Origin of the sequence: Marinomonas rhizomae (genome assembly GCF_003315485.1) — a bacterium.
GTDB classification, from domain to species: domain Bacteria; phylum Pseudomonadota; class Gammaproteobacteria; order Pseudomonadales; family Marinomonadaceae; genus Marinomonas; species Marinomonas rhizomae.
The window spans coordinates 24,647-49,139 of sequence record NZ_QNSE01000009.1 but is presented as its reverse complement, the minus strand read 5'-3'; the positions used below and the strand labels follow the sequence as shown (position 1 = coordinate 49,139).

Sequence of the window (24,493 nt, the reverse complement as noted above, 5' to 3'; positions counted from 1 at the left end):
AATTAAGCAGGTATCTCACTGAATTGCTGATTATGAAGTTGCGCATAAGCACCATCTAGGGCCAACAACTCACTATGAGAGCCTTGCTCGATAATTTCTCCATGATCTACAACGGCAATAATATCCGCATTTTCAATGGTCGATAATCTGTGAGCAATAGCAATCGTCGTTCGGTTTTCCATTAAATTATCGAGAGCGGATTGAATGGCTCGCTCAGACTCGGTATCTAACGCGGAAGTCGCCTCATCTAAGATTAAGATAGGTGCATTTTTCAAAATAGCACGCGCTATAGCAATACGTTGGCGCTGACCACCAGATAATAAGACACCATTTTCACCGACCATGGTATCTAAACCTTCATCAAGCTCTTGGATAAACCCCCAAGCGTTTGCAGCCTTTGCTGCGGCAATAACATCTTCTTCACTGGCATCACGCAAATAACCATAAGCGATATTGTCCCTAATAGTGCCATTAAACAGCACCACCTGTTGATTTACCAAAGCAATATTAGAGCGTAATTCCGTCAGCTTATAATCATCAATAAGAATACCGTCGATAGTCAAAGAGCCATCTTCAATATCATAAAAACGCGGAATCAGATTCGCCATGGTGGATTTGCCACTACCAGAGCGACCAACCAAAGCCAACGTTTTGCCAGCAGGAAGCGATAGATTTATATTTTTTAACGCTCTCTTTTCAGCGTTCGGATATTTGAATGACATAGATTTCCATTCAATACTTCCCTTCAAACGATCAATAGAAACAGTGCCGTTATCCGCCTCTTCTTCCATATCAAGGAAATCAAAAATGCTATGAGAAGCAGCAATACCTTTTTGTAAAATACTATTTACATCAGTTAACTGCCGAATAGGCTTACCCAACATCCCTGCCGCTGTTATAAAAGCAATAAAATCCCCCGGCGTCATATTTGAGCTGATAGAGGGACTTAGAGCAAACCAAATTAAAATCGCCATCGCAGATGCAAGAATGAACTGCACAATAGGAACATTAAGCGATTTTGTCTTTTCCATTTTTAACTGAGAACGCCTATTTTCATAGGCCGCTTTATAAAAGCGCTCTGTTTCATAGCGACTACCACCAAATATTTTGACAACCTCATGGCCTTTAATCGCTTCTGAAGCAACATCAGTGACGCCCCCCATGGCATTTTGAATTCGAGTACTGAGCCTACGAAAGCGTTTAGAGGCATAAGAAACAACTAAACCGATTAAAGGCACGACCAGCAAGAACAATAGAGACAAGCGCCAGTTCATATAAATCATATAACTCAACAAACCAACAACCGTTAAGCCCTCACGTAAAATAACTCGTATAGCCTGAGTAATAGAGCCAATAACCTGTTCAGTATCATAAGTTAATTTTGCCAGTAATCGTCCGGTAGGAATGGAGTGATAATAACTCGACGGTAAAAGCACAAGCTTATTAAACATACTGGTGCGCAAGTCAAAAACAACCTTATTAGCCACTTGAGCCATAAAATAGCCCCCCAGAAAAGTTCCTATCCCACGCACAACAAAAATGGCCAATATGGCTAATGGTATTAACAAACGGCTTTCTGTGATTTTTCCTTCCGATACCACGTCGACAATATGCTTAAGCAATGCAGCCAGAGCTGGTTCCATCGCGGAATACATTACATAGCCAAGAATACTCAGCAATAAATATAACCAAGAAGATTTCACATAACCAAGTAATCGAAAATATATTTTTGCACCTGATTGAGGTGCTGGTTTACTTGCTTGCTGAGGAGAGGACGGAGTCACTTTATCTTGCATTTACAAATTCGCTTTTTCAATAATAGATGTGGTGGAATAACCGTCAACAAAGGTTAACACTTTCACTTCACCGCCATGTTTAAGTACGTGAGAAGCACCAACAATAGTTTCAACTGTATAATCCCCGCCTTTAACAAGAACATCTGGCGATAGCATCTCAATAAGCTCTTTAGGAGTATCTTCATCGAACCAGGTCACCCAATCAATAGCACCAATCCCTTCCAGTACCGCCATACGATGAGCGAGATTATTAATAGGGCGCTTTTCACCTTTAAGGCGTTTTACTGATGCATCCGTATTAACAGCGACAATTAATCTGTCACCCAAACCTTTTGCTTGCTTCATATAAGCAATATGGCCTGGGTGGAGAATGTCAAAGCAGCCATTTGTAAAAACCACTTTTTCGCCGCTTACTTGAGCAAGCTTAATTTGCTCCAATAAATCTACAGGAGACAAGACACCAAAGTTTGTTGAGTGCGAACGCTGATACATAATACCAGCCAACTGATCCGCAGTAATGGACGCTGTACCTAATTTCCCGACCACAAACCCCGCCGCTTGATTAGCGTACTCAACGGCATCATTAAAACGTTTACTCGTAACATATATAGCGGTCAATACAGCAATAACAGTGTCACCAGCACCAGTAACATCGTAAACTTCTTTAGCGGTTGTCGCCAAGGATAGCGGTGCGCAACCCTCTTCAAAAAGTACTAAACCATCTTCCCCGCGAGTGACAAGCAAAGCCCCCCAGCCAAACTGCTTTCGCAGAAGTTCACCTTTATGTTGAATAAAAGAATCTGTGGCACATTCCCCAACAATAGTTTCAAATTCAACAAAATTCGGTTTTACCAATGTCGCTCCTTGGTAAATCGAAAAATCATCCCCTTTAGGATCAACAAAGCTAGGAACATTGGCATCATTTGAAAGTTTGATCAAAGACTGAACATCAGAAAGACAGCCTTTTGCATAATCAGAAAAAATAACAGCATCGGATTGAGGTAAACACTCCGCAACCACTTTCGCCAATGCCTCATTCTGCGAGAGGCTATCTTCACGCTCTTCAAAATCTAAACGTATAAGCTGCTGATGGCGGCTCATTACTCGCAATTTAGTAATAGTCGGCAATGTTTCTGACTTAACAAAACGACAATTTACACCTGCTTTTTCTAAGCAACGAGCTAATATATCAGCATTTTCGTCATTACCAACGACGCCAATAAGGGTTACTGGAACACCGAGTTTTGCTAGCCCAAGCGCAACGTTTGCGGCACCACCTGGTCTATCTTCAATATTAGATACTTTTACCACTTGAACTGGTGCTTCAGGAGAAATGCGGGACGTGCCACCATGCCAATAGCGATCTAACATTACATCGCCAACCACAAGGACATGCTTATCGTTAAAGTTCAAATAGGATGAATTCATAGTCACATAATAATCGATTTTTGAAGGCTACCATCTTATCATACTCCCCTATCAAGTTGGACATACTCAATATCACATGAAATAAGGCTATTTACCTCATGTTGAACACCACTCTTGCTACCTGCCAGTCATTTGTCTTTGACCAGTTATTACGTAACTGGTCAACCTATGGCATCAACAAAGAGCTTGGCTTCAGTTATGAAAGTATGACCCATAATTGGGAAAATAACCCTGTAGGTCGGATTCGACTTTTAACACAGTGCCGACAGCTCTATACCTTTAGCCATGCTTGCCAGTTTAAAAACACACCTGAATGGCAAGCTTTGCTAACACCTCTTTTTGACTTCATCACCACACATTATTTCATTGAAGAACGGTGGATATTTTCATTAGATGACGATTTATCAGTCAAAGATAGGCAATCAGACGCATACGCTCTTGCTTTCATACTGCTGGCTTTCAGTCACTATTTCAAAACGACAAATGATGAGCGCGCACCCCAGTACATAAAAAAGACACATCAGTTTTTACTCGATTATATGCAAGCGGAGTCTGGTGGTTTTTATGAATCTTATCCAATTGATGACAAACAAATTCGTCGTCAAAACCCACACATGCATTTGTTAGAAGGCTATGTTGCAGCCTTCGAAGCCACTCAAGATGAGGGTTACAAAAAGGCGATCCAGTCCCTCCTTTCAACTGCACTCAAACACTTTTATCACAAAGAAAGCAAAACTCTGCGTGAATTCTTTAATACTGACTGGAGTCTAGACCCTCAAACAGGCCATCAAGTCGAGCCTGGTCACCACCTCGAGTGGGTATGGTTACTTTATCAAGCAAATAAAATCACCCCTAACATCGAGTATACTGACTTAGCACAACAACTCTGGTTAACAGCAACCAGACATGGACTTGCTGATAATGGTGGAATCTACAATCAAATAGATGGCGATACATACCGACCAATCGATAAAGAAAAACGTATTTGGCCGATAACAGAATACTTGAAGGCCATTACTGTAATCCCTCTTGGCAAAGAAGAGAAAATCCACCGTCTTGAAACCGCATTAGAATTTGTCCAACAATACTACTTTCTACCAAATGGACGCTGGAATGAGTACCTTAATGCAGACAATAGCCCCAAAACATACCCACTTCCCGGTACAAGCAGTTACCATATTTTTCTAGGGGTTGCTGAGGTGTTAAGATGGTCTAAAAAGCTCCCTGACATGAGTCATTAGTCGCTATTGAAATGTCGTTTGAAATCTAAACTATGATTAAAGTTATATACAATCAAAATACAGAATTAGGCCCCCAATGAAAACTAGCATCATCTTTACAACTTATAACTCACCAGCTTGGTTAGAAAAAGTCCTTTGGGGATTTTTCGAGCAAACAGCGAAAGATTTCGAAATAGTCATTGCTGATGATGGATCAAGAGAAGATACGCGTGAACTGATCGAAAGAATGAAAGGTGAAACTGCAATTCCTATCAAGCATGTTTGGCAAGAAGATGACGGTTTTCAGAAATGCCGAATTTTAAATAAAGCTATTCTTGCATCTGAAGGAGAGTACCTTATTTTTACCGACGGCGACTGTATCCCAAGAAAAGATTTTATTGAGCAACACTTGAAACTTTCTGAACCAAACACTTACTTATCTGGCGGCTATTTCAAATTGCCCATGGATATTAGTAAAGCAATCTCGAAAGAAGACATCAGCAGCCAAAAAGTATTTGACGTGGACTGGTTGGTTAGCATGGGATTAAAGAAAACACATAAAACAATGAAACTAACAGCGTCTGGTGCTTGGGCTGCATTTTTAAACAAAATAAGTCCTGCTCGCCCGACTTGGAATGGACATAGTGCATCTTGCTACAAAAAGCATATTTTAGCAGTGAATGGCTTTGAAGAGACCATGCAATATGGCGGGCAAGATTGTGAATTCGGTGATCGTCTTGTTAATAATGGCTTAAAAGCCAAACGAATCAGATACTCTGCGGTATGCGTACACTTAGACCACAAACGCGGATACATTACCCCAGAAATGCTAGCAAACAGTAAAGCGATAAGACAAGACACAAAGAAAAACAAAGTTATAAAAGCAAGAGTGGGATTAGATAGTCACAAATGAAATACACATGGCTAATTTGAACAATTAAGAGAGCTCATATTTTGAGCCCTCTTTCATTTAAGATTCTAAATCAGTGTACTTTCTAGGCATATTAAAAAAATATACAAAAACCTCAGCGAGCTCAGATTTTATCTAAAATCTCTCTCAGTTTTGTGCTTGAAGTATGAGAAGTGTATGAAAAGTAGTGTATTTCAACATTTAGCCTCTTAAAGTCTTCTTCTAATTTATTCCACTTATCACTTCCCTTCCAATCATCACCAACGAACATCTTATCAAATTTTAGATTATTCCAAGCCTCTTCCTTGTCATAGTTAACTTGCGGCACTACCTCATCAACAAACTTAATAGCCTCAACAATTTCCATGCGCTCTTGAAATGGAATAATGGGCTTCTTATTCTTTGCCTCCATACATAATTCATCTGTGGAGACCCCTACGATTAAATAATCACACTCTAATTTCGCTCTTTTCAGAACGTTTAAATGCCCGATATGAAATAAATCAAAAACACCTGTGGTATAACCTATCTTCTTCATATAAAACCTAAAAAATTATCATATTTTTTGCGTTAAGTACTCAACAATTCTTTTGCTTGAGTAACCATCTAGTTTTCCAGCTAATTTCTCAGACAACTCCAATCTAATTGACTCTAGCGCTTTAGGACTTTCCAACTGCTCTTCTACTAAACGCTTAAGATCTTGGTATTTTTTAGCATGAACGGCAATTGCTGCATAATCCCCATAATCTTGGTCCATACGCCGCTTAAATTTGTATGAAAAAATACCTCGATAATTCCACCTCAACTTCAGAAAATCGCACCAAATCACAGGTTTATTTAGTATTGCAAATTCAAAAAGGGCTGAAGAAGCATCGCTAACAAGTACATCCGCTACCTCTAAAAAGGGTAACAGTGAATAATCCTCAGTTTTAGCTAAATAGACATTTTCAAATTCTGACCATCGGTTTAAAAGACTTAACTGCTTACTATACTGCTTCTTACTAATTGAAAAATAGTGAGGTTTAATAATAACATTATAATCCTGAAAATCGGCTGGCCAGTCTTTTGGAAACTTTTCAATACTGCTAGGGTAAAAGGTTGGTGCATACAAAATAGTTAAACGTTGCTTGTTAAGTCCATATCGTTTGAGCAAGTCGTCTTTAGATAGCTCACCATTTAAAATAGGATCCATTTTACAAAAACCAACGTCCACAAACTCATCATCAGGAAACATTTTTTCTAATCGCTTCTTCCGGTAATCTCCTTCAACAAACCTTACACTCATGGAACGACTAGACTTAGTATAATAGCTAGCCTTAGGACCAATCCCATGGCCTAATTGTGCGGATCTAGAAACCTGATGGAGCCTATCAAGATAAGGGAAAGAATTGGCAAAAAACACCCAATCAGCCTGTTCTTTTTCATAAAAATCAATCGCTTCTTCTTCATTCTTAACCCATATAGAAGAAAGATCACTATCTAAAGCCAACTGCTTAATAATGGGATCATGAATACCTTCGTAAAAAACAAAGATCGTAGAAACATCAATCCCATTTAATTCCTTATTAACAGGTAGGTATTGTGGCAAATAATATAAGCTTTTAGTATCAAATATTACTTTCATAAATTATTTTCCGGCCTCTCAATCAAAAGCTTATTTCTTTTTAAATCGACTTAAGTGTTCCAAAACATCTTTTAGATAAAGAAAATTTGGCTCTTCACTTTTTCTTATTCGATTAGACAAATCTAAATACTGATATTGGCCACTAGCCCCAACTTCCAGAATACTGTCCTTGGTAATCATTGCATAATTAGAGTAACTTGAGCTTATTAGCCAGTCTCGCTCTTCTGTTTTTTCATTAAGTAAATCTATTCCTGTTGAATAATTATTCTGATCAATACCCTCCCCTCCTAGATAGTGCTTCATCAAGGTTGGAACTACATCTTCATGTGTTGATAGTTTATTCATTACTAATGAGTCATCGACAGAGAATTTAGGTCCAATGATAGCAAAAGGAACGTGAGTCTGAGCAGGCGTAAAGTTACTATTATGCCCCCAGTAATTTAGTTTATTATCATTGAACTCCTGACCATGATCCCCAGTAATAACAAAAAGTGTATTATCTAAATCGCCTGATTTTTCTATAGCCTCTAGAACTTTCTTTGACAGGCTATCAACAAAATGAACACTTGTTTTATAACGGTTCAAGAAAGGTATTGGATCCATATCATTATCCAGTGCTAAATAATTTACATCTTTAAGCATTGGCTCGTAACGTTTCTGGTAGTCTCTTGGAAAGTCATAACCATGAGGAGCATCGTAAAAAAGAAACGAAAAAGTGGGTCTGGAAGTATCTCGTTCCTGATACCATTTCAACCAATCTTCTGTCAGGCTCTCATCTCTTTTTGAAGGAGAGTCACCTGTAGACCTTAGACGCAAATTTTGAACATTGGAAAAAACAGTTCGATTGAACTCAGGATCCATTAAAGAGGCCGAAGCAAAAACGCCAATTTGATAATTTAACTCCTGCAACCTATCCATCAGAATAGGTGAACGCCCATTCGTCAGCATATTCTGCCAATACGTACCAGGCATACCATAAAACAATCCAAAGATACCTGTTCTAGTCGAATTCCCTGTAGAAAAATGATGGTCGTAAACAACACCATTCTGTGCAAACGACCACAAACTCGGTGTGTTGTCTGCATTAAACGAGTCGTACCGCCATGAATCTATAACTAAAAATACAATGTTAACCGGCTTATCAACGACGGAATAATTAAGCTCTGACAAAGGATAATGCAGATCACTACTTACTTTAATTGACATCGCTCTCTGTTTAGCCAGAGCTTCCTCATCTATCCATCCATATTTCTGCATTAAGCCATTAGACGTAGCCGGTTGGAAAAGAGGCAAGTAATTTTTCACAATCTGTACCGGCTGGTAAGCGTTCGCTGCTGCCCAAATATGAATAAAATTAAAGGTTAAAAAAGATACTATAAAAATCGTAACCAACCACTTCTTCCGTACCTTTTTCTTCTGTGTCATCCGCCTTTTCAAATAAAGAAGAAGCATAAACTCGATTAACAGCAACAATACAAAAGATAAGGCGGCAATTAACCAGGTAAAAAACGAAAAATCTACAACATCTCCAGATAATACGAGCTTTAAAACTACCTCATTGATATGGAATCGGTACTGTGAAAAAACAAAGGTATCGATCACTAAAATCGATAACATAAGAGAAGCTAAAAAGCTTAAAAAAAGAAAGAAAAGCCGTTGCGGAAGTAGCGTTGTCACCCACCCCAAAAGACCAATTAGACAGCCTAAAAGAGCCATTTGACCAATCAGACTAGAAGCAATAAAAATTGGCCCTAGCACACCACTTGGAAGCTCAGGCATAAAGAAAAAATATCGGATAGCAACAACGATAGACAGCAAAATATTTATAACTAAAAAATCTGCATAAATAGACATTTTATTTTTATACTTCATGCAATAACCCTAAAAAATTAAAAATCATAAAATTAACTATCAACACCAAACAAATCACGGGTGTAAATTTTTTCTTTCACATCTAACATATCGTCAGTCATTCGGTTCGCCACAATTACATCAGAAATATCTTTGAATTCTTCTAAATTTTTTATTACTTTCGAATTGAAGAAACTACTTTCATGAAGTGCAGGCTCATAAACAACCACTTCTACACCCTTAGCTTTTATACGCTTCATGACACCTTGAATAGCAGATGCTCTGAAGTTATCTGACCCCACCTTCATGACTAAACGATAAATACCGACAACCTTAGGATTGTCTTTTAAGATAGAGTCAGCCACAAAATCTTTACGCGTAGCATTAGCATCAACAATTGCTCGCACCAAGTTGTTTGGTACCTTGTCATAATTAGCTAATAATTGCTTAGTATCTTTCGGTAAGCAATATCCACCATAACCAAATGACGGATTGTTATAGTGATTACCAATACGCGGGTCAAGTCCGACGCCTTGAATAATTTGACGACTGTCTAAATGATGAGATTCTGCGTAGCTGTCTAATTCATTAAAAAACGCAACGCGCATAGCCAAATAGGTATTAGCAAATAATTTAATTGCCTCAGCTTCCGTGGCCCCTGTTAACAACACATCTATATCGGCTTTTTCTGCACCCTGAACAAGTAAATCGGCAAACACTTGCGCTCGTTCAGAAACTTCACCAACAATAATACGCGACGGGTATAAGTTATCATGTAACGCTTTGCCTTCACGTAAAAACTCGGGTGAAAATAAAAGATTATCGCTAGAAAAACGTTCACTCGCAGATTTAGTAAAGCCAACAGGAACTGTAGATTTTACCACCATAACTGCGTCAGGATTGATGCGAGTAACGTCCTGGATGACAGATTCAACATGGCCCGTATTAAAATAATTCGTTTCAGGGTCATAATCTGTAGGCGTTGCTATAATGACATAGTCGGCACCAAGGTAAGCCTCCTCTTTGTCTAACGTTGCAACAAAATTTAGTTGTTCTTCAGCTAGATAGCGCTCTATATCATGATCTTCAATCGGTGACTGCTTATTATTTAGCATATCAACTTTGGCAGCCACAATGTCCAATGCAACAACATGATTATACTTCGCTAATAGCAGCGCATTAGAAATGCCAACGTATCCCGTTCCTACCACTGCTATTTTCATTCGCTTGATCCTTTACTTTAAAGATAGAGTTTGTATTGAAAAGAGGTTATTTTACAGTTTGTACCGTAATTAAAAATGCCAAAGCATGTCTTTTTTGTGAATTACATCAAGAAATGCAGTAATTCGAGAACACCACAGCGAATATTAATAAATAACAAGGAGTTCTATATGAAGTTTGAACTGGTCGATCGTCAAGGCTATATACCTGATCTTAACTACGGCGTCTCAGGACAGGAGCTTTCCTGCTTTATTCCGAGTGACTACCCCTTCCAACAAGTGAACTACAACAATGGCGAAGGTGAAGCCATCATTGACAAGCACACTTGGCACTTCTTCTTCACTCAAGAAGGCATTGGTATCAAATTAATGGATGGAATCGTAACGCTAAAAGAAGCTGAGCATTTCTTACTTGACGTTAAATCACACATATGGGGTGAGACACATACACAAGTACAAATCTTTATGGCCGGAGCCACACCAAAATAACCTATTTTCTAAACCGCTTATCCTCCACTTGGGGTTAAGCGGTCTCATACCTAAAAAATAATAGCACGACAAAGCAATCGCACTACAAAGCAATCGCTCGCAACATCCTTTTCGACCATTGACTCCACGACCCGACATAAACTTGTCTCGCCTCTATTCCGGCATAATTTAGCGCTAAAACATTATGGCAAGCCGTCACACCAGACCCACAATAATAGACATACCCATCGCAACGACCAGACAACCAGTCTTGCCACTCCACATGCAATTGTTCAGCAGGCTTAAAGCAAGCATCTGAGTCTAAATTATCTGAATACGGACGATTGATTGCACCAGGAATATGACCAGCAACAGGATCCATCGTTTCATTCTCACCATTAAAACGATCTGCCGCTCTAGCATCCACTAACTGAAATTGATTGGTCTCAAAATTCTCCACTATCGCTTGCTCACTAATCGCCCAAGGGAACGACACCGCAATTTTATTAGACGCAGCCGTAGACATAACAGACGTCATTGAAACCTCTTTACCTTGCTTTAACCATTCAGGAAAACCACCATTTAAAACACAAACATCAATATTTTGCTGGCTAAGCATCCACCAAGCTCGAGCTGCAATCGCTCCTCCCATATCGTCATACACAACAACTTGCGAGTTTGAATCGATTCCCCAGCTCTGCAACTGCTCAGAAAAAACAGTTTCATCTGGCAATGGATGTCGACCTGTCAACTCTGTTTCAGGCGCCGCCAACTGATGATGAACGTCTACAAAAACAGCACCAGGAATGTGGCTTTTATCGTACTCCAATTTACCTTTAGCATGGTTAGTTAAATAGAATCGGCAATCTAAAACAACCACATTTGGCTGCCCAAGTAATAAGGCCAATTCATTTGCATTAATCAGTGTTTTTAATAGCACAGGCTTTCCCCAGACAATCGACAGTGGTCATAACAAGACTCTTTCTGTTTCTTTTAAATCTACTTTGATTATTCATTTTTTGCTAATATTCGCGACAATTATCTTACTATCGAGTTTTCTATGTTACGTATCGATCTAATCCTTTCAGAGCAAGGATTTGCTAAATCTCGCTCGCAAGCACAAACCTTTATCAGTGAAGGACGAGTCTCATACAAACAAAACCAAACATGGGTAACAGTCACCAAACCTAGCTTGAAACTCCCCCACGACATTGAGCTAAATGTTCTTTCCAGTGAAACTGACAAATACGTTTCCCGTGGTGCTTTAAAGCTTGAAGGGGCTTTACGACATACAAAACTGAATATCGAAGGCTTCCTTGTATTAGATATCGGCCAATCTACTGGCGGCTTTAGTGACTGCGCAATTCAGCATGGCGCTGCGCATGTGGTTGGTGTTGAAGTTGGACACGGGCAACTGGACCCTAGTTTGCACAACCATCAGAAAATCACCTGCCTTGAAGGTATTAACGCTCGCCACTTGAGCGTAGAAGATCTACAGGAGCACTATCCAGAAAATGGTTTTGACCTTGTTGTTATGGATATTTCATTTATATCGCAGACTAAGGTTTTACCTCAGCTCCCCAACTTACTCAATAAAACAGGCCACCTAATTACATTAGTAAAACCGCAATTTGAAGTAGGTAAAGAGTTCATAAAAAAAGGCGGAATAGTAAAAGACGGCCAGCGTATAAAACAGCTAGAAAAGGACATTAAACTTTTTGTCCAAGAGCTCGACTTTGAAGTGAAATGCTATATAGAAAGCCCAATAAAAGGCGGCGATGGTAATCAAGAGTTTCTACTTTGGGCTATTAGGAGAGAAGCTTAAGAAAGTTTTTTACATAATTTCATCATAACTATGGTTATTTGCAGGCAAAATATCACGAGCTTCTTTTTCTTCAAGCTCAGTAATGTAGTTTCTCGCCATATAAAACCCCAAACAACCAAAAATAACGGACCCAACCGCTTGCCCAAACAAAATCCCTTCGGCTCCCATAAAAAGAGAAAAAACGGTAATCAAAGGCCATGTACCTAAGGTCGCACGACCAAAGTTTAGCAAAGTACTATTTAATGGCCTGCCAAGGTTATTGAAAACCGCAATCGCAATAAACAACAAACTTTGGAAGAAAAAGCTAAAAGAAACAAAAGTAGCAAAAAAGCGAATCAGATCGGCACTACCTTGCGTGGCATGAAACACAGATACCAACCAATCTTGCATTTGATAAAGACAAAAGCACAGCACTAAACAATATCCGAAAGCATAAACAACGGCACTGCTGATCGCATTGTGCATTCTATCAAAACGTCCGGCGCCATAGTTCTGTCCTAATATAGGACCAACTGCACCAGACAAAGCGAATACACCACCAAAAATAACAGGGATAATTCTGCCAATTACAGCCACAGCAGCAACCGCATCATCACCAAACGACGCAGTGTGCGCCATGACAATAGCATTCGCTAACGGAGAAGACATATTCGTTAGCATAGCCGGAATGGCGATTACGGAAATCAATTTTGCATCCTTAAAGAAATCCATCAGGTCAAATTCGCCCAACATTTTATGAATATGAACCACACCATAATACGACACAGCAACCATAGAAAAACGCGCAATTAAAGAAGCGACAGCCGCACCTTGCACACCTAATCCGAAAGCAAAAATAAAAATAGGATCCAATAGTGCATTAACTAATCCACCGATCATAGTGGCGTACATAGCTCGACGGGCATCACCTAATGCTCGCATAATGCCAGAACCAATCATGCCAATCATGACGGCAGGCATGCCTATCACTAAAATCTGTAAATACCCAGTTGCCAGATCAAGCGTTCGTCCTGTGGCACCAATATACAAAAGAATGTGAGGAATATTGGGCCATAAAAACCAGACAACGCCAGTGGAAAAGAAAATGCCATATGCCAAGACATTAACAGCGCGGCGTTTAGCCAGAGCAATTTGCCCTTCACCTACCGCTCTTGATACCAAAGCCGTTGCAGCAATAGACACGGCAATACTTAAAGAAATGGTAAAGAACATAATAGTACTGGCGAAACCGACTGCAGCCACAGCTTCTTTTTCGCCCAGCATAGAAAGGAAGAGCATGTCGACAAGATCAACTAAAAACATGCACATCAAGCCAAAAGCACCAGTGGCTGACATGCTAACAACATGTTTAAAAGTTGAACCTTCTGTAAGCTTTGCCGGAGCAGGCATTTATTTCCCCTAAAATGACGCAAGCACGACTATGCGACAAAAAACGCGACCCAAAAGTTCGCCATTAAATAAAAAACCGGACAAGCAAGCACTTGTCCGGTTTGGTATTTTCTCATGTATGGCGACTTGAGAAAATGCTTACATTGTGGATAACCTAGTGAAGATTGTTATTCAATCGATTAAAAACGATTTTTTCAACATCGGCAAAGCGCTCTGCGAAGTGAACGGTCATCCCTTCTTTCACTGACTCTGGTAATTCTTCAAAGTCACGACGATTTGGTTCAGGTAAAATTACTTCACTAATTTTACTACGTTTAGCAGCGATAATTTTCTCACGAATACCGCCAACCGCTAAAACCTGACCAGTAAGCGTCAACTCACCAGTCATTGCCAGTCCACGCCGAACCGGCTCACCTTTCGCTAATGACAACAAGGCTGTCGCCATGGAAATGCCTGCGCTTGGGCCATCTTTCGGTGTAGCACCTTCTGGAACATGCAAATGCACTAAACTTTTATCAAAAAACTCTGGGGCTTTTTGATAGCTTTTAGTGTGTGAGAAGACATAAGAATACGCAATTTCGGCTGATTCTTTCATCACATCACCCAGCTTACCAGTGAGCTTCAAGCCACGTGTTAGTTCATGTACTTTATTGGCTTCAATCGGTAAGGTCGCCCCGCCCATAGAAGTCCAAGCCAAGCCAGTAACCACACCTACCCCTTGCAATGTTTTCTCCGGTCGGAAATACGGCATACCCAATAGCGTTTCGACGTCTTTCACACCGATGTTAATGCGCTCTTTTTCACCCGTCATTAACTCGACAACACTCTTGCGCAAAACTTTTTGCAGCAATTTATCTAGACCACGAACACCCGCTTCACGGGCATAATGCTCAATAATATGACGCAACGCGGCATCCGTAATGTTCAACTGTTTTTTCAGGAGCTTGTTTTTCTTAAGTAGTTTCGGCCATAAATGCTGCTTAGCAATCGCAAGTTTTTCATCACCAATGTAACCAGACAATCGGATCACATCCATACGATCTAATAATGGTGCAGGAATAGTATCTAGCTGATTTGCAGTACAAATAAACAACGCCTTTGACAAATCGATACGCATGTCTAAATAGTGGTCGAGAAATTCAACATTTTGCTCAGGGTCAAGCGCCTCTAATAAAGAAGACGCTGGGTCGCCTTGAAAGGAAGAACCAATTTTGTCGATTTCATCCAACATGATAACGGGGTTCTCAACTTCAACATCTTTCAATGCTTGAACAAACTTGCCCGGTAAAGCGCCTACATAAGTTCGTCGATGACCTTTAATTTCCGCTTCATCACGCATACCGCCAAGACTAAAGCGATAAAACTTGCGATTCAAAGACTCAGCAATTGATTTACCAATCGATGTTTTACCAACTCCTGGAGGACCAACAAGAAGCAGAATACTTCCACCCATTTCCCCACGATGCGCACCAAGAGCCAAAAACTCAACAATACGATCTTTTATATCACCAAGGCCTGCATGATGAGATTCAAGAACCTCACGGGCTAATTTGATATCCAAATTATCCTTAGAATGAACTCCCCACGGTAAAGACGTCGCCCAATCTAAATAATTACGCGTGACGCCGTACTCAGGAGAGCCTGTTTCAAGAATACTCAATTTATGTAGCTCTTCTTGTATTTTATCATTCACCGCTACAGGTAACGTTTTTCCTTCTAATCGAGCTTCGAATGTTTCGACATCAGAAGTACGATCATCTTTTGAAATCCCCAACTCTTTCTGGATAATCTTTAATTGCTCTTTAAGGAAAAAATCACGTTGATGTTTGCTAATTTTATCGTTTACTTCAGCGCTAATTTCATTCTGCAAGCGTGCAATTTCAAGCTCTTTTCTTAGTAAGGTTAGCGCTAAATGCATACGGGCATTGACTGGGATCGTCGCCAGCACATCGTATAAATCTTCCGCATCAGCGGAGGTAATAGAAGCCGCAAAATCAGCCAACAAACCAGATTCATTAAATGAGAACCGACCTAGATACTGCCTTAGGTCTTCGCTAAACAAAGGATTGAGACGAATCAGCTGCTTAATCGCATCTAAAATCGCAATGGAATAAGCTTTCGATTCGTCATCATTAGATTTCACATCATTAAGATAACGAACACGAGCCAAATAAGGCGCTTCTTCACTTAACCATTCGATGACTTCAAAGCGCTTTACGCCTTGAGCTAAAAAGGTCAATTTATCATTTTGCTTCTCGGCTTTGTGCACTCTTGCAACACAGCCAATAGAACGAAATTCCTCGACTGAGGGCGCATCTTTCGTTTTCTTATCTGCATACACTAAACCGACAACGGCTTGAGGGTGCTCTGCAATTCTCTCTAAGGTGTCTTCCCATTGTTCGGCATCCACCATAACGGGCTGAACCTGAGCAGGAAAAAATGGCCGGCTTGATATAGGTAAAATAAATAGGGTCTCAGGCAAAACATCATCAGGGAGAGCTAAGCCTTTTGGATCACTTATTACAACCTCCTCTTCCGTCACTTCAACTTGGTCTTCTTGTGTATCTAAGTATTGTTCGTCATTACTCATCATCAATTTCTCAATATATCTATATTTATGTAAAAAATGACGCCTGAAGTAGCAGCGCTATTTTTATAAACTTTCACTAGGGATAAACCTTATGTAATGACGATATTGTCGAAAACAACACCATAGACCATTTTCCCAAATGCTTGCGCACTTCTAGAAATAAACTAACTCATTGGACAGGATTAGTTATTTGGCCTATTCCGACTTAGTGTTATTATAAGACCCATGATAAAGATATAATTTGCTCAATTTCACACTCTTGACTCAGAGTTACAAAAAAGGAAAGGCTAATGACCCGCGATGAACTCCTTAAGGCTTACAACGATATATTTGTGATTAAACACCCATTCGTTAAACACAAATTAACCAGTCTTCGCGATAAAAATACCAGTACCCGTGAATTTCGTATGCTAGTAGAAGAGCTAGGCACACTAATTGGCTACGAAGCGACACGTGATCTAGAAACAATCGATGTTGAAGTTGAAACACCTTTAGAAAAGGCGATGTGCCCAGTTCTAAAAGGTAAGAAGCTTTGCATTGTTACCATCATGAGAGCGGGTAATGGGCTTGCTGAAGGCGTACTAAAATTATCACCTAGTGCACGAGTTGGACATGTTGGCTTGTATCGTGATCCAGAAACAAAGCAGCCAGTTGAATACTATTTGAAAATGCCACACTCAGTAAATGAGCGAACCATTATTGTAGTTGATCCAATGCTGGCAACGGGTAACTCTGCAATTATGGCCATCGACAAAATGAAAGAAATGGGCGCAGCAGACATTCGCTTTATTTGTCTATTTGCCGCACCAGAAGGTATTCAAGCGTTTAAAGAAGCACACCCAGATGTTGCCATGTATATTGGTTCAATTGATCAAGGCCTTGATGAGCATGCCTACATTCGCCCAGGCGTTGGTGATGCTGGCGACCGTATCTACGGCACACGTTAACCGTTAAAAAGTAAATAAAAAGCCGCCTTTATGAGTAGGCCTCATAAAGGCGGCTTTTTATAGCCTAAACCAGCCACTCAATTTTAAGCACTAATTTTTAAAAGCTAATTCTTAAAAGCCAAGAACGCTCCTGCACTTGCCATGATTCCACCAGCCGTTTTATTCAAGATTCTCATCGAACGCTCTGACTTCATAAAACGTCGCGCCTGAGATGCCCCAACAGATACCATCATCAAGCCCATTAATAAGGCAATAAAAGTAAGAAATGACGCCAATACAATATCCGATGCACTCAAAACGGTTAAATCCATAAAGGTTGGCAAAAAAGCGACATAGAAAAGTATTACTTTAGGATTAGAAGCAGAAATCATAAAGCCCTGAATAAAGCTTGCGACTTCATTATTCGCTTCCTGTAAATTATCACCAGAAGACATAGGAGAAACTGGAGATATCCACATCCTCCACCCCAAATAAATTAGATAAGCAGCGCCAGCATAGCGTATGGCAAGAAATACCTCCTCCCAAGCGGATGCGATGGCTGCTAAGCCGTAACACGCCATCACTAAATAGACTATATCGCTCATCACCATACCAAGGCTGAGTGAAAAACTCGCTCTAGCACCTTTAGAAATACTTCTTGCCAAAATAGCAAAAATCCCAGGACCTGGCGTAATACTAAAAATAAAAATAGCGACAAAAAACGTGATTCCGCTTTCTAATGTCATCTTCAATCCTCTATATAATTGACAACTATTACTCTGTAACACCACAGCCAGCTAACACCATGCGGGTAATGAATAGCTTAGCGTCTTCGTAGTCGATTTCTTCTAAGTTATCTTTCTGCAACATGATTTTAACTTGTGCATCAAAATCTGCATAAGTCTGAGTCATTGCCCAAATACTAATAAAGAGATGTTCGGTTGAAACAGGCTGCATTAGCCCTTGATCCACCCAGATTTGAATTGTTGCTTTTTCGCGACTCAACTCAGTCACGAACAAGCTTCTAAGATAATCTAAGACAAAAGACTCTTCACCAATTAACGCCATCGCAAAAATCTTTGAGGCATTCTTATTAGTGCGAGATTGGTCTATTTTTTCACTGATGTAGCGCGTTAGATTATGCCTAGGACCTTCTTCTACATTAAATTCGCTGACGGAATCTAACCAAAGACGAAGGATACGCTCCAACACAGCCTCCAAAAGGTCTTTTTTAGAACGATAATAGTAATGAACATTAGCCTTTGGTAGACCGGCTTCATCGGCAATCATCTGTGTCGTGGTTTTAGCTAAACCTTGCCGAGCAAACACTCGCTCCGATGTTTCTAAAATAAGAGTTTGGTTCTGAGCACGGATATGCGCTTTCAATTGATCTTTTGGTCGTTTAACTTCGCTCAAGAAATAGCCTCGCTGATCACAATATGACTAAAGGGGAGTATTTGTTATATCGACTTACCATCCTGCGCGATATTCTTGAAGAATAACATTCTTTAGAATCGGCACGAAGAAATAAGAAAAAATCGCATAAAAAAAGGGAGCCGAAGCTCCCCATTTCCCCTCGTAGCAGAGACGTTAATGACTATAGGCATTCGTCATTAGGCTAACTGCTACACCACGTTGGCGCTGTGATCGAGACGTAATTCTAGTAATTACGGAACTCAATGTTCTTGTACGGCGGCGATAACTTAATACGCACCACAATGTTTACTAAATCAATAAACAGAAAAGACCCTACCGCTTTTTAACAAGCGAATACAATCATTGATGTAATCTAGAAACAGATTATAGACAGGTGAATCAGCAGTGCAATAGATGAGAGCAAAAAAACTGATCGATCGGTCAGTTTTTTTTATAATTTAAATATTTTTAGGGGATGGAGACTTAGAAACGCGGTTTCTTCCTTTCTTCTTAGACTGATATAAGGCCTCATCAGCCCTTTTTAAGACAGAATCCGGAGACTCACCGCTAGCAGCAAAAGCCACACCAACACTAGCCGTTACATTCACCGCTATTTCTTGCTTCTTTTTCGGATCAAACACCTCAACCAAAGCGGATTCAATGCTCTCACGAATGACCTCTAAAACATCTTCAACATCCTCAAGACGCTTCCGTCGAAATACTATGGTGAATTCCTCACCGCCAAAACGAAACGCTTTTCCGGGACTGGAGAATTGCTTCAGCTGAAAAGCAACACTCTTAAGTACTTTATCACCCATATCATGACCATAAGTGTCATTAAATTTTTTGAAGTGATCAACATCAACCATGGCTATTGCATAATGTTTTGACAGCCCAACAAGCTGCTCATTCAAGGCCCGCCGGCCTGGCAATTTGGTCATATCATCTAAATACGCCATTCGATGACTTTCCATTAATAAAAACCAAATCCACAACAAAAATTGCGCTGATAACAAAGCATCAAACTGTATGTCAGAGGAAACAAAATGACTGACAATCAACAAACTAACAATACTAATCAGACCACTTGATCGGAACGTATCACCGCTTAACCACCAAGCTAGGCCAATTGCCAACGTGCTGATAAATAAAACACACCACAATAAAACCGTAGACCAACTCACACTGGTAGCGAAAAAAGCATAATCTAAGAATGCAAAAGACACCCAATTTCTTTCAATGGCATAACACCAGCTAACCAACATTAGAACAAATAAAATACGATTCACCGCAAAGCGATTAAAAAAGCCTCGCTCAGGTACAAATCCCAATAAAGCAATACAAAAACAAGAAACCACCAAATATGCTGTCAATGATGCCGCTTGATCAGAGTCGCCATAAAGCTTTGGGACCAGCAACAACAAAACAAGAATCAGCACTCGGCCTTTGTTAAAATGCCACGCCAGTAAAAGAGCGACACCGGCAAAGATAAAGGGAAGCAATGGCAGCAAGCTGAACCACAAGGGTGGCAATAGGCCAACATACAAACTAGCATAAACACTCACTAGCAAAATGAAGCAAGGAACTAACAATGAACTTAAACGTTCAGACATAAAAATATCAAACCCATCGAATCATTCGATTAAATACGACCAATATATTGCCCCGAAAACGATTCAATTTCATTAATAATAATGTAGAACTTACATTAGAGGAAAAAACCATGGGATTACTTGTAAAGGGTCAGTGGGTCGATAAGTGGTATGACACCAAAGCAAGCAAAGGAGAATTTGTTCGCAGCGAGTCAAAATTCAGGAACTGGATCTACCCAGACAGTGAATACCAATCAAATAACTCAAGTCATTTCCCCGCCCAAGCTGGTCGTTATCATCTGTATGTTTCACTTGCCTGTCCATGGGCCCACAGGGCGCTGGTTTTTATTAAGTTAAAACAACTAGAAGAGATTATAAGCATTAGCTGCGTACATCCAGACATGCTAGAGAATGGCTGGGAATTCAAGCAAGATGACAACTTTAATGATTCGAATATTGACATTGGCGATCCATTACATCAGTTCAATTTTGCCTATCAGTTGTACACAAAAGCCAAGCCAAATTACAGCGGTAGAGTGACTGTACCTATTTTATGGGACAAAAAGCGCCAAACCATTGTATCTAACGAATCATCAGAAATAATCCGTATTTTCAATCGCGCATTTGATGATATGACAGGAAATACGTTAGATTTCTACCCAGAGAGCAAAGCCAATGAGATTGACCTACTAAATGAACGTATCTATAACACGCTAAACAATGGTGTCTATAAATGCGGTTTTGCAACAACCCAAAGAGCTTATGAGGAGGCGCTCACGCCGCTTTTTGATACATTGAATTTTTTAGAAGAAAGGTTAACAACTCGTACTTATTTATTGGGAAAAGAACAAACAGAAGCAGACTGGCGACTTTTCACAACCCTTATTCGTTTTGACGCCGTCTACTTTGGGCATTTTAAGTGTAACCTAAAACGCATTTTAGACTACCCAAACCTTAACGCTTATTTGAAGCGACTCTTCGACACCCCGAATATTGCTAGCACAGTCAATTTACAGCATATCAAGCGACATTATTACTACAGTCACAAAACAATTAACCCAACTCAAATTGTTCCCTTAGGCCCAACTAAACTATTCCCTTAAACATCAATTAACTAAAAAAAGGAATTAAGGCAAATTCAAGAAGCCTGAGCTAAAGTCTATTAAAGTGAGTCGATTTTAAGGATAATGGGGCCACTTTTTTGTCTATACTCCCTTAGTTAGCGATCACTTTGAACCCAGTGCCGACTAAAAATATAAATACTTGAGACTTGTGGTTTTTATGGAAAAGAAAATACTTTGGATTATCTCTTTTACACTAATATTTATTCTATGGATAAAAGTTGGTCCATTTCACAATGATCTGAATGATACTCAGGATGAAATATCGGAAAACAACACTCCTCAGGAAGAGTCAGGCGAAGCCACACCGGATGAAAAGAGCTACTTTAAATCGCATCCTATTCAAAAAGAGCGCCCTGATTTTGCAGCAATAACCGATGTAAAAGAGCGTAAAAAATCCTTCTTCAATTACCTTACTCCTTTTATCAATGAAAAAAACAGCCTCATTTTAAAAGATCGTGAACGTTTGAATGCTTTACTTACTAGCAATAAAAAACTTTCAATAAAAAATAAAAAATGGATTTCAACGCTTCGACAAAACCACAAGCTTAAAACACTTGAAAGCTACTCAAAAAACGACATAAAAACACTTCTTAATCGTTTAGACATCATTCCTGCATCGCTTGTCTTGGCACAAGCAGCGAATGAATCGGCATGGGGAACATCTCGATTCGCCACCCAAGGTAATAACTATTTTGGTCAGTGGTGTTTTAGAAAGGGCTGTGGCCTCGTTCCAGAATCCAGAAACGAAGATGCAGATCATGAAGTACGAAAATTCAATGATGCCCGAGAGTCTGTTTTCGCCTACATTGACAATTTAAATACCAATGCCGCATACAAGAAACTAAGAGCCTCTCGCGCTCAATTGCGTCGAAATAAAGAAATCATTACCGGTATAGCACTTGCTCATGGTTTAGAACACTATTCCGAACGTGGTCAAGCTTACATAGAAGAAATTGAAAGCTTAATCAATTACAACAAACTATGGCGGTTCAACCGATCTCAAGCTGCGCCCTAGGCATAATATGCAAGAGCCATTTTCCAAACTCAAACCAAGATAAATGTAATAAAATGCAATTTATTGTTACGAAATTACTTTATGTGGGGTGGCTAAGCGTCCACCCCTTCATTACAATACCGTAATATTTCACCCACTCATCAAACGAGGAAATTCAATTGGCCCGTTTACCTGTTATTGTTGGCTTTGGCGGAATCAATTCGGCTGGTCGTACTTCTTCACATCAAGCATATCGCCGTATTGTCTTTGATCTTCTTCCAAACGCAATCCAGCAGGATGTTTTACTCGATCTTGCCACTATTACAAATATGGCTGAACATAAAAACGGCCTCTGGTACACAGATAGTGGGGAAGCTTTAGATGCCGCAGCACTGGTCGACAGTATTGGAGAGTCCCTTCTTGCTCGCACCTTGATTCGCCGTATCCATCCGAGTTTATTTGACGTTGATCATGTTGTTTTACATAAATCGACAACATTGCAGTCAAACGAAAACGAAGAAAAGCTCAGCTTCACAATAAAAACACGCTCTCTTCCAAAAGATCGACCAACAAACTGGCAAGTAAGCGAGCTTTCAGACACCCTAAGTAACGTAGTGGTGGATGGTAATTTAGAAACCTTCATAAAAGACACTCGCCCACTATCCGTCAAAGCAGCAGGACAACTACCTACCGGCTTCGACCCATCCAAGCTATACCAAAGTCGAAACCACCCTCGTGGCTTGCAAATGACAGTTTATGGCGCCTCTGATGCTATTAAAAGTAGCGGCATTGATTGGGAAAAAATTCGCAGTAAAGTCGCGCCCGATCAAATGGCTGTTTATGCAGCCAACTCAATTGGTCAAATGGATGACTTAGGCTTTGGCGGTATGCTCAAATCCGCTCTAATGGGGAAACGTACGACATCAAAGCACTTACCTCTTGGCTATGCACAAATGCCAGCAGACTTTGTAAATGCTTACATTTTAGGCAGCGTTGGTAATGTCGGCACCTCGATTGGTGCCTGTGCGACGTACTTTTTCAATCTAGAAAAAGCCATTGATGGCATCAAAACAGGAAAATTTCGAGTGGCAATGGTTGGCGGCAGTGACGCTCCAATCACCCCTGAAATCATTGAAGGTTTTAGAACAATGGGGGCATTGGCTGAAGATAGCGCCTTACTCGCCCTTGACCAAATCAAAAACCAAGAAGAGCCAGACCACACTCGTAGTTGCCGGCCATTTGCCCAAAACTGTGGTTTTACCATTGGTGAATCTAGCCAATGGACTCTTCTGATGGATGATGAACTTGCGATTGAACTAGGAGCCGAAATATTCGGTGCCATTCCTGCCGTGTTCTCTCATGCAGACGGACATAAAAAATCCATCTCGGCTCCAGGAATAGGTAACTATTTAACCATGAGTAAGGCCATGGCTTACCTACAAAATATTATAGGTAATGATGGCTTAACACAGCGCACTTTTATTCAAGCCCATGGTACTAGTACCCCTCAAAACCGTATTACCGAATCCCATGTTTTAAGCAAAGCTGCGACAAGCTTTGGCGCAAAAGAGATACCGGTAGTAGCCATGAAAGCTTTCCTTGGGCACTCTCAAGGCACAGCAGGCGGTGACCAGCTTCACTTATCCTTGGGAGTTTGGAAAGATGGTATTCTTCCTGGAATCACAACGTCACACGCTGTTGCCGATGACGTTTATCAAGAAGGTCTAAAGTTCCAGCTCAAACACGAAGCCTACGGAAAAGACTATTTTTCTGCGGCACTGCTAAACTCAAAAGGTTTTGGTGGGAACAATGCAACGGCGGTTTTACTATCACCACACCAAACTATGAAGATGCTGAACAAGCGTTATAGTGCAGAGCAAATGAGTCATTATCAAACGAAAAACGCTGATGTTGTTGCCGCTGCTGAAGAATACAACCAATCTGCAATTCGCGGCGCTGCTCTCCCTATTTATAAATTTGGCTTTAACGTATTAGGTGGCGAAGAACTTGATATCAGCGATCAAGAAATCCGTTTACCTGGTTACGACTTACCCGTTAACCTTACCGTAGACAATGAATTTAGCGACTTAAAATAAAGACAGAAAAGACTGGCTAATACA

20 protein-coding genes are annotated in these 24,493 nt (G+C 40.2%); 8 read left to right on the top strand and 12 right to left on the bottom strand.

What is annotated here, in order from left to right:
* Positions 1-2 precede the first annotated feature (2 nt).
* Together msbA and hldE are read right to left on the bottom strand one after the other, a co-directional pair.
* Complete coding sequence (gene msbA / locus DFP80_RS12550; RefSeq protein ID WP_113917151.1) at positions 3-1,796, bottom strand: lipid A export permease/ATP-binding protein MsbA; 1,794 nt, start codon at positions 1,794-1,796, stop codon at positions 3-5.
* On the bottom strand, positions 1,797-3,224 hold the full coding sequence (gene hldE / locus DFP80_RS12545) for a bifunctional D-glycero-beta-D-manno-heptose-7-phosphate kinase/D-glycero-beta-D-manno-heptose 1-phosphate adenylyltransferase HldE (protein WP_113917150.1): 1,428 nt from the start codon (positions 3,222-3,224) through the stop codon (positions 1,797-1,799). It abuts the gene before it with no gap.
* Positions 3,225-3,322: 98 nt separating this feature from the next.
* Here hldE and DFP80_RS12540 point away from each other — a divergent pair, with 98 nt between their 5' ends.
* Together DFP80_RS12540 and DFP80_RS12535 are read left to right on the top strand one after the other, a co-directional pair.
* Entirely contained in the window at positions 3,323-4,465 is a 1,143-nt protein-coding gene (locus DFP80_RS12540; RefSeq protein WP_113917149.1) for an AGE family epimerase/isomerase, read from the top strand.
* A gap of 76 nt (positions 4,466-4,541) precedes the next feature.
* On the top strand, positions 4,542-5,357 hold the full coding sequence (locus tag DFP80_RS12535) for a glycosyltransferase family 2 protein (protein WP_113917148.1): 816 nt from the start codon (positions 4,542-4,544) through the stop codon (positions 5,355-5,357).
* 121 nt (positions 5,358-5,478) lie between these two features.
* On the opposite strand, the gene DFP80_RS12530 is transcribed toward DFP80_RS12535, so the two are convergent.
* From DFP80_RS12530 to DFP80_RS12515, 4 genes are read right to left on the bottom strand one after another with little or no spacing between them, the layout of a single operon-like run.
* Positions 5,479-5,892: an FAD synthase family protein gene (locus tag DFP80_RS12530; RefSeq protein WP_113917147.1), complete on the bottom strand. Its 414-nt coding sequence runs from the start codon at positions 5,890-5,892 to the stop codon at positions 5,479-5,481.
* 18 nt (positions 5,893-5,910) lie between these two features.
* Positions 5,911-6,978, bottom strand: a complete 1,068-nt coding sequence (locus DFP80_RS12525) for a CDP-glycerol glycerophosphotransferase family protein (RefSeq protein WP_113917146.1) — start codon at positions 6,976-6,978, stop codon at positions 5,911-5,913.
* 30 nt (positions 6,979-7,008) lie between these two features.
* Positions 7,009-8,850, bottom strand: coding sequence for a DUF3413 domain-containing protein (locus tag DFP80_RS12520; RefSeq protein ID WP_113917145.1), 1,842 nt, complete (start codon positions 8,848-8,850; stop codon positions 7,009-7,011).
* A 32-nt stretch (positions 8,851-8,882) separates the two neighbouring features.
* Positions 8,883-10,052, bottom strand: coding sequence for a nucleotide sugar dehydrogenase (locus tag DFP80_RS12515; RefSeq protein WP_113917144.1), 1,170 nt, complete (start codon positions 10,050-10,052; stop codon positions 8,883-8,885).
* Between the two features lie 168 nt (positions 10,053-10,220).
* On the opposite strand from DFP80_RS12515, the gene DFP80_RS12510 reads away from it, so the two are divergent.
* The gene (locus tag DFP80_RS12510) at positions 10,221-10,538 is read left to right on the top strand and encodes a hypothetical protein (RefSeq protein ID WP_113917143.1); all 318 of its coding nucleotides are present in this window, start codon (positions 10,221-10,223) and stop codon (positions 10,536-10,538) included.
* An 82-nt stretch (positions 10,539-10,620) separates the two neighbouring features.
* Here DFP80_RS12510 and DFP80_RS12505 read toward each other — a convergent pair whose 3' ends face one another.
* Positions 10,621-11,457, bottom strand: coding sequence for a sulfurtransferase (locus DFP80_RS12505; RefSeq protein ID WP_113917142.1), 837 nt, complete (start codon positions 11,455-11,457; stop codon positions 10,621-10,623).
* A 120-nt stretch (positions 11,458-11,577) separates the two neighbouring features.
* On the opposite strand from DFP80_RS12505, the gene DFP80_RS12500 reads away from it, so the two are divergent.
* The gene (locus tag DFP80_RS12500) at positions 11,578-12,342 is read left to right on the top strand and encodes a TlyA family RNA methyltransferase (protein WP_113917141.1); all 765 of its coding nucleotides are present in this window, start codon (positions 11,578-11,580) and stop codon (positions 12,340-12,342) included.
* A gap of 9 nt (positions 12,343-12,351) precedes the next feature.
* Here DFP80_RS12500 and DFP80_RS12495 read toward each other — a convergent pair whose 3' ends face one another.
* A complete protein-coding gene (locus tag DFP80_RS12495) occupies positions 12,352-13,731 on the bottom strand; it encodes an MATE family efflux transporter (protein ID WP_113917140.1) in 1,380 nt (459 codons plus the stop codon).
* A gap of 154 nt (positions 13,732-13,885) precedes the next feature.
* On the bottom strand, positions 13,886-16,321 hold the full coding sequence (lon, locus tag DFP80_RS12490; protein WP_113917333.1) for an endopeptidase La: 2,436 nt from the start codon (positions 16,319-16,321) through the stop codon (positions 13,886-13,888).
* Positions 16,322-16,611: 290 nt separating this feature from the next.
* On the opposite strand from lon, the gene upp reads away from it, so the two are divergent.
* The gene (upp, locus tag DFP80_RS12485) at positions 16,612-17,268 is read left to right on the top strand and encodes a uracil phosphoribosyltransferase (RefSeq protein ID WP_113917139.1); all 657 of its coding nucleotides are present in this window, start codon (positions 16,612-16,614) and stop codon (positions 17,266-17,268) included.
* Between the two features lie 104 nt (positions 17,269-17,372).
* Here upp and DFP80_RS12480 read toward each other — a convergent pair whose 3' ends face one another.
* The 3 genes from DFP80_RS12480 to DFP80_RS12470 all read right to left on the bottom strand — a co-directional run bounded on the left by DFP80_RS12480 (position 17,373) and on the right by DFP80_RS12470 (position 20,276).
* Complete coding sequence (locus DFP80_RS12480) at positions 17,373-17,993, bottom strand: LysE family translocator (RefSeq protein ID WP_113917138.1); 621 nt, start codon at positions 17,991-17,993, stop codon at positions 17,373-17,375.
* Between the two features lie 28 nt (positions 17,994-18,021).
* Positions 18,022-18,663, bottom strand: coding sequence for a TetR/AcrR family transcriptional regulator (locus DFP80_RS12475; RefSeq protein WP_113917137.1), 642 nt, complete (start codon positions 18,661-18,663; stop codon positions 18,022-18,024).
* A gap of 458 nt (positions 18,664-19,121) precedes the next feature.
* Complete coding sequence (locus DFP80_RS12470; protein ID WP_113917136.1) at positions 19,122-20,276, bottom strand: GGDEF domain-containing protein; 1,155 nt, start codon at positions 20,274-20,276, stop codon at positions 19,122-19,124.
* A 110-nt stretch (positions 20,277-20,386) separates the two neighbouring features.
* Here DFP80_RS12470 and DFP80_RS12465 point away from each other — a divergent pair, with 110 nt between their 5' ends.
* The 3 genes from DFP80_RS12465 to DFP80_RS12455 all read left to right on the top strand — a co-directional run bounded on the left by DFP80_RS12465 (position 20,387) and on the right by DFP80_RS12455 (position 24,469).
* Positions 20,387-21,358, top strand: a complete 972-nt coding sequence (locus tag DFP80_RS12465; protein ID WP_113917135.1) for a glutathione S-transferase family protein — start codon at positions 20,387-20,389, stop codon at positions 21,356-21,358.
* A 178-nt stretch (positions 21,359-21,536) separates the two neighbouring features.
* Entirely contained in the window at positions 21,537-22,394 is an 858-nt protein-coding gene (locus DFP80_RS12460) for a glucosaminidase domain-containing protein (protein WP_113917134.1), read from the top strand.
* A 158-nt stretch (positions 22,395-22,552) separates the two neighbouring features.
* A complete protein-coding gene (locus tag DFP80_RS12455) occupies positions 22,553-24,469 on the top strand; it encodes a beta-ketoacyl synthase (RefSeq protein WP_113917133.1) in 1,917 nt (638 codons plus the stop codon).
* Positions 24,470-24,493: the final 24 nt, after the last annotated feature.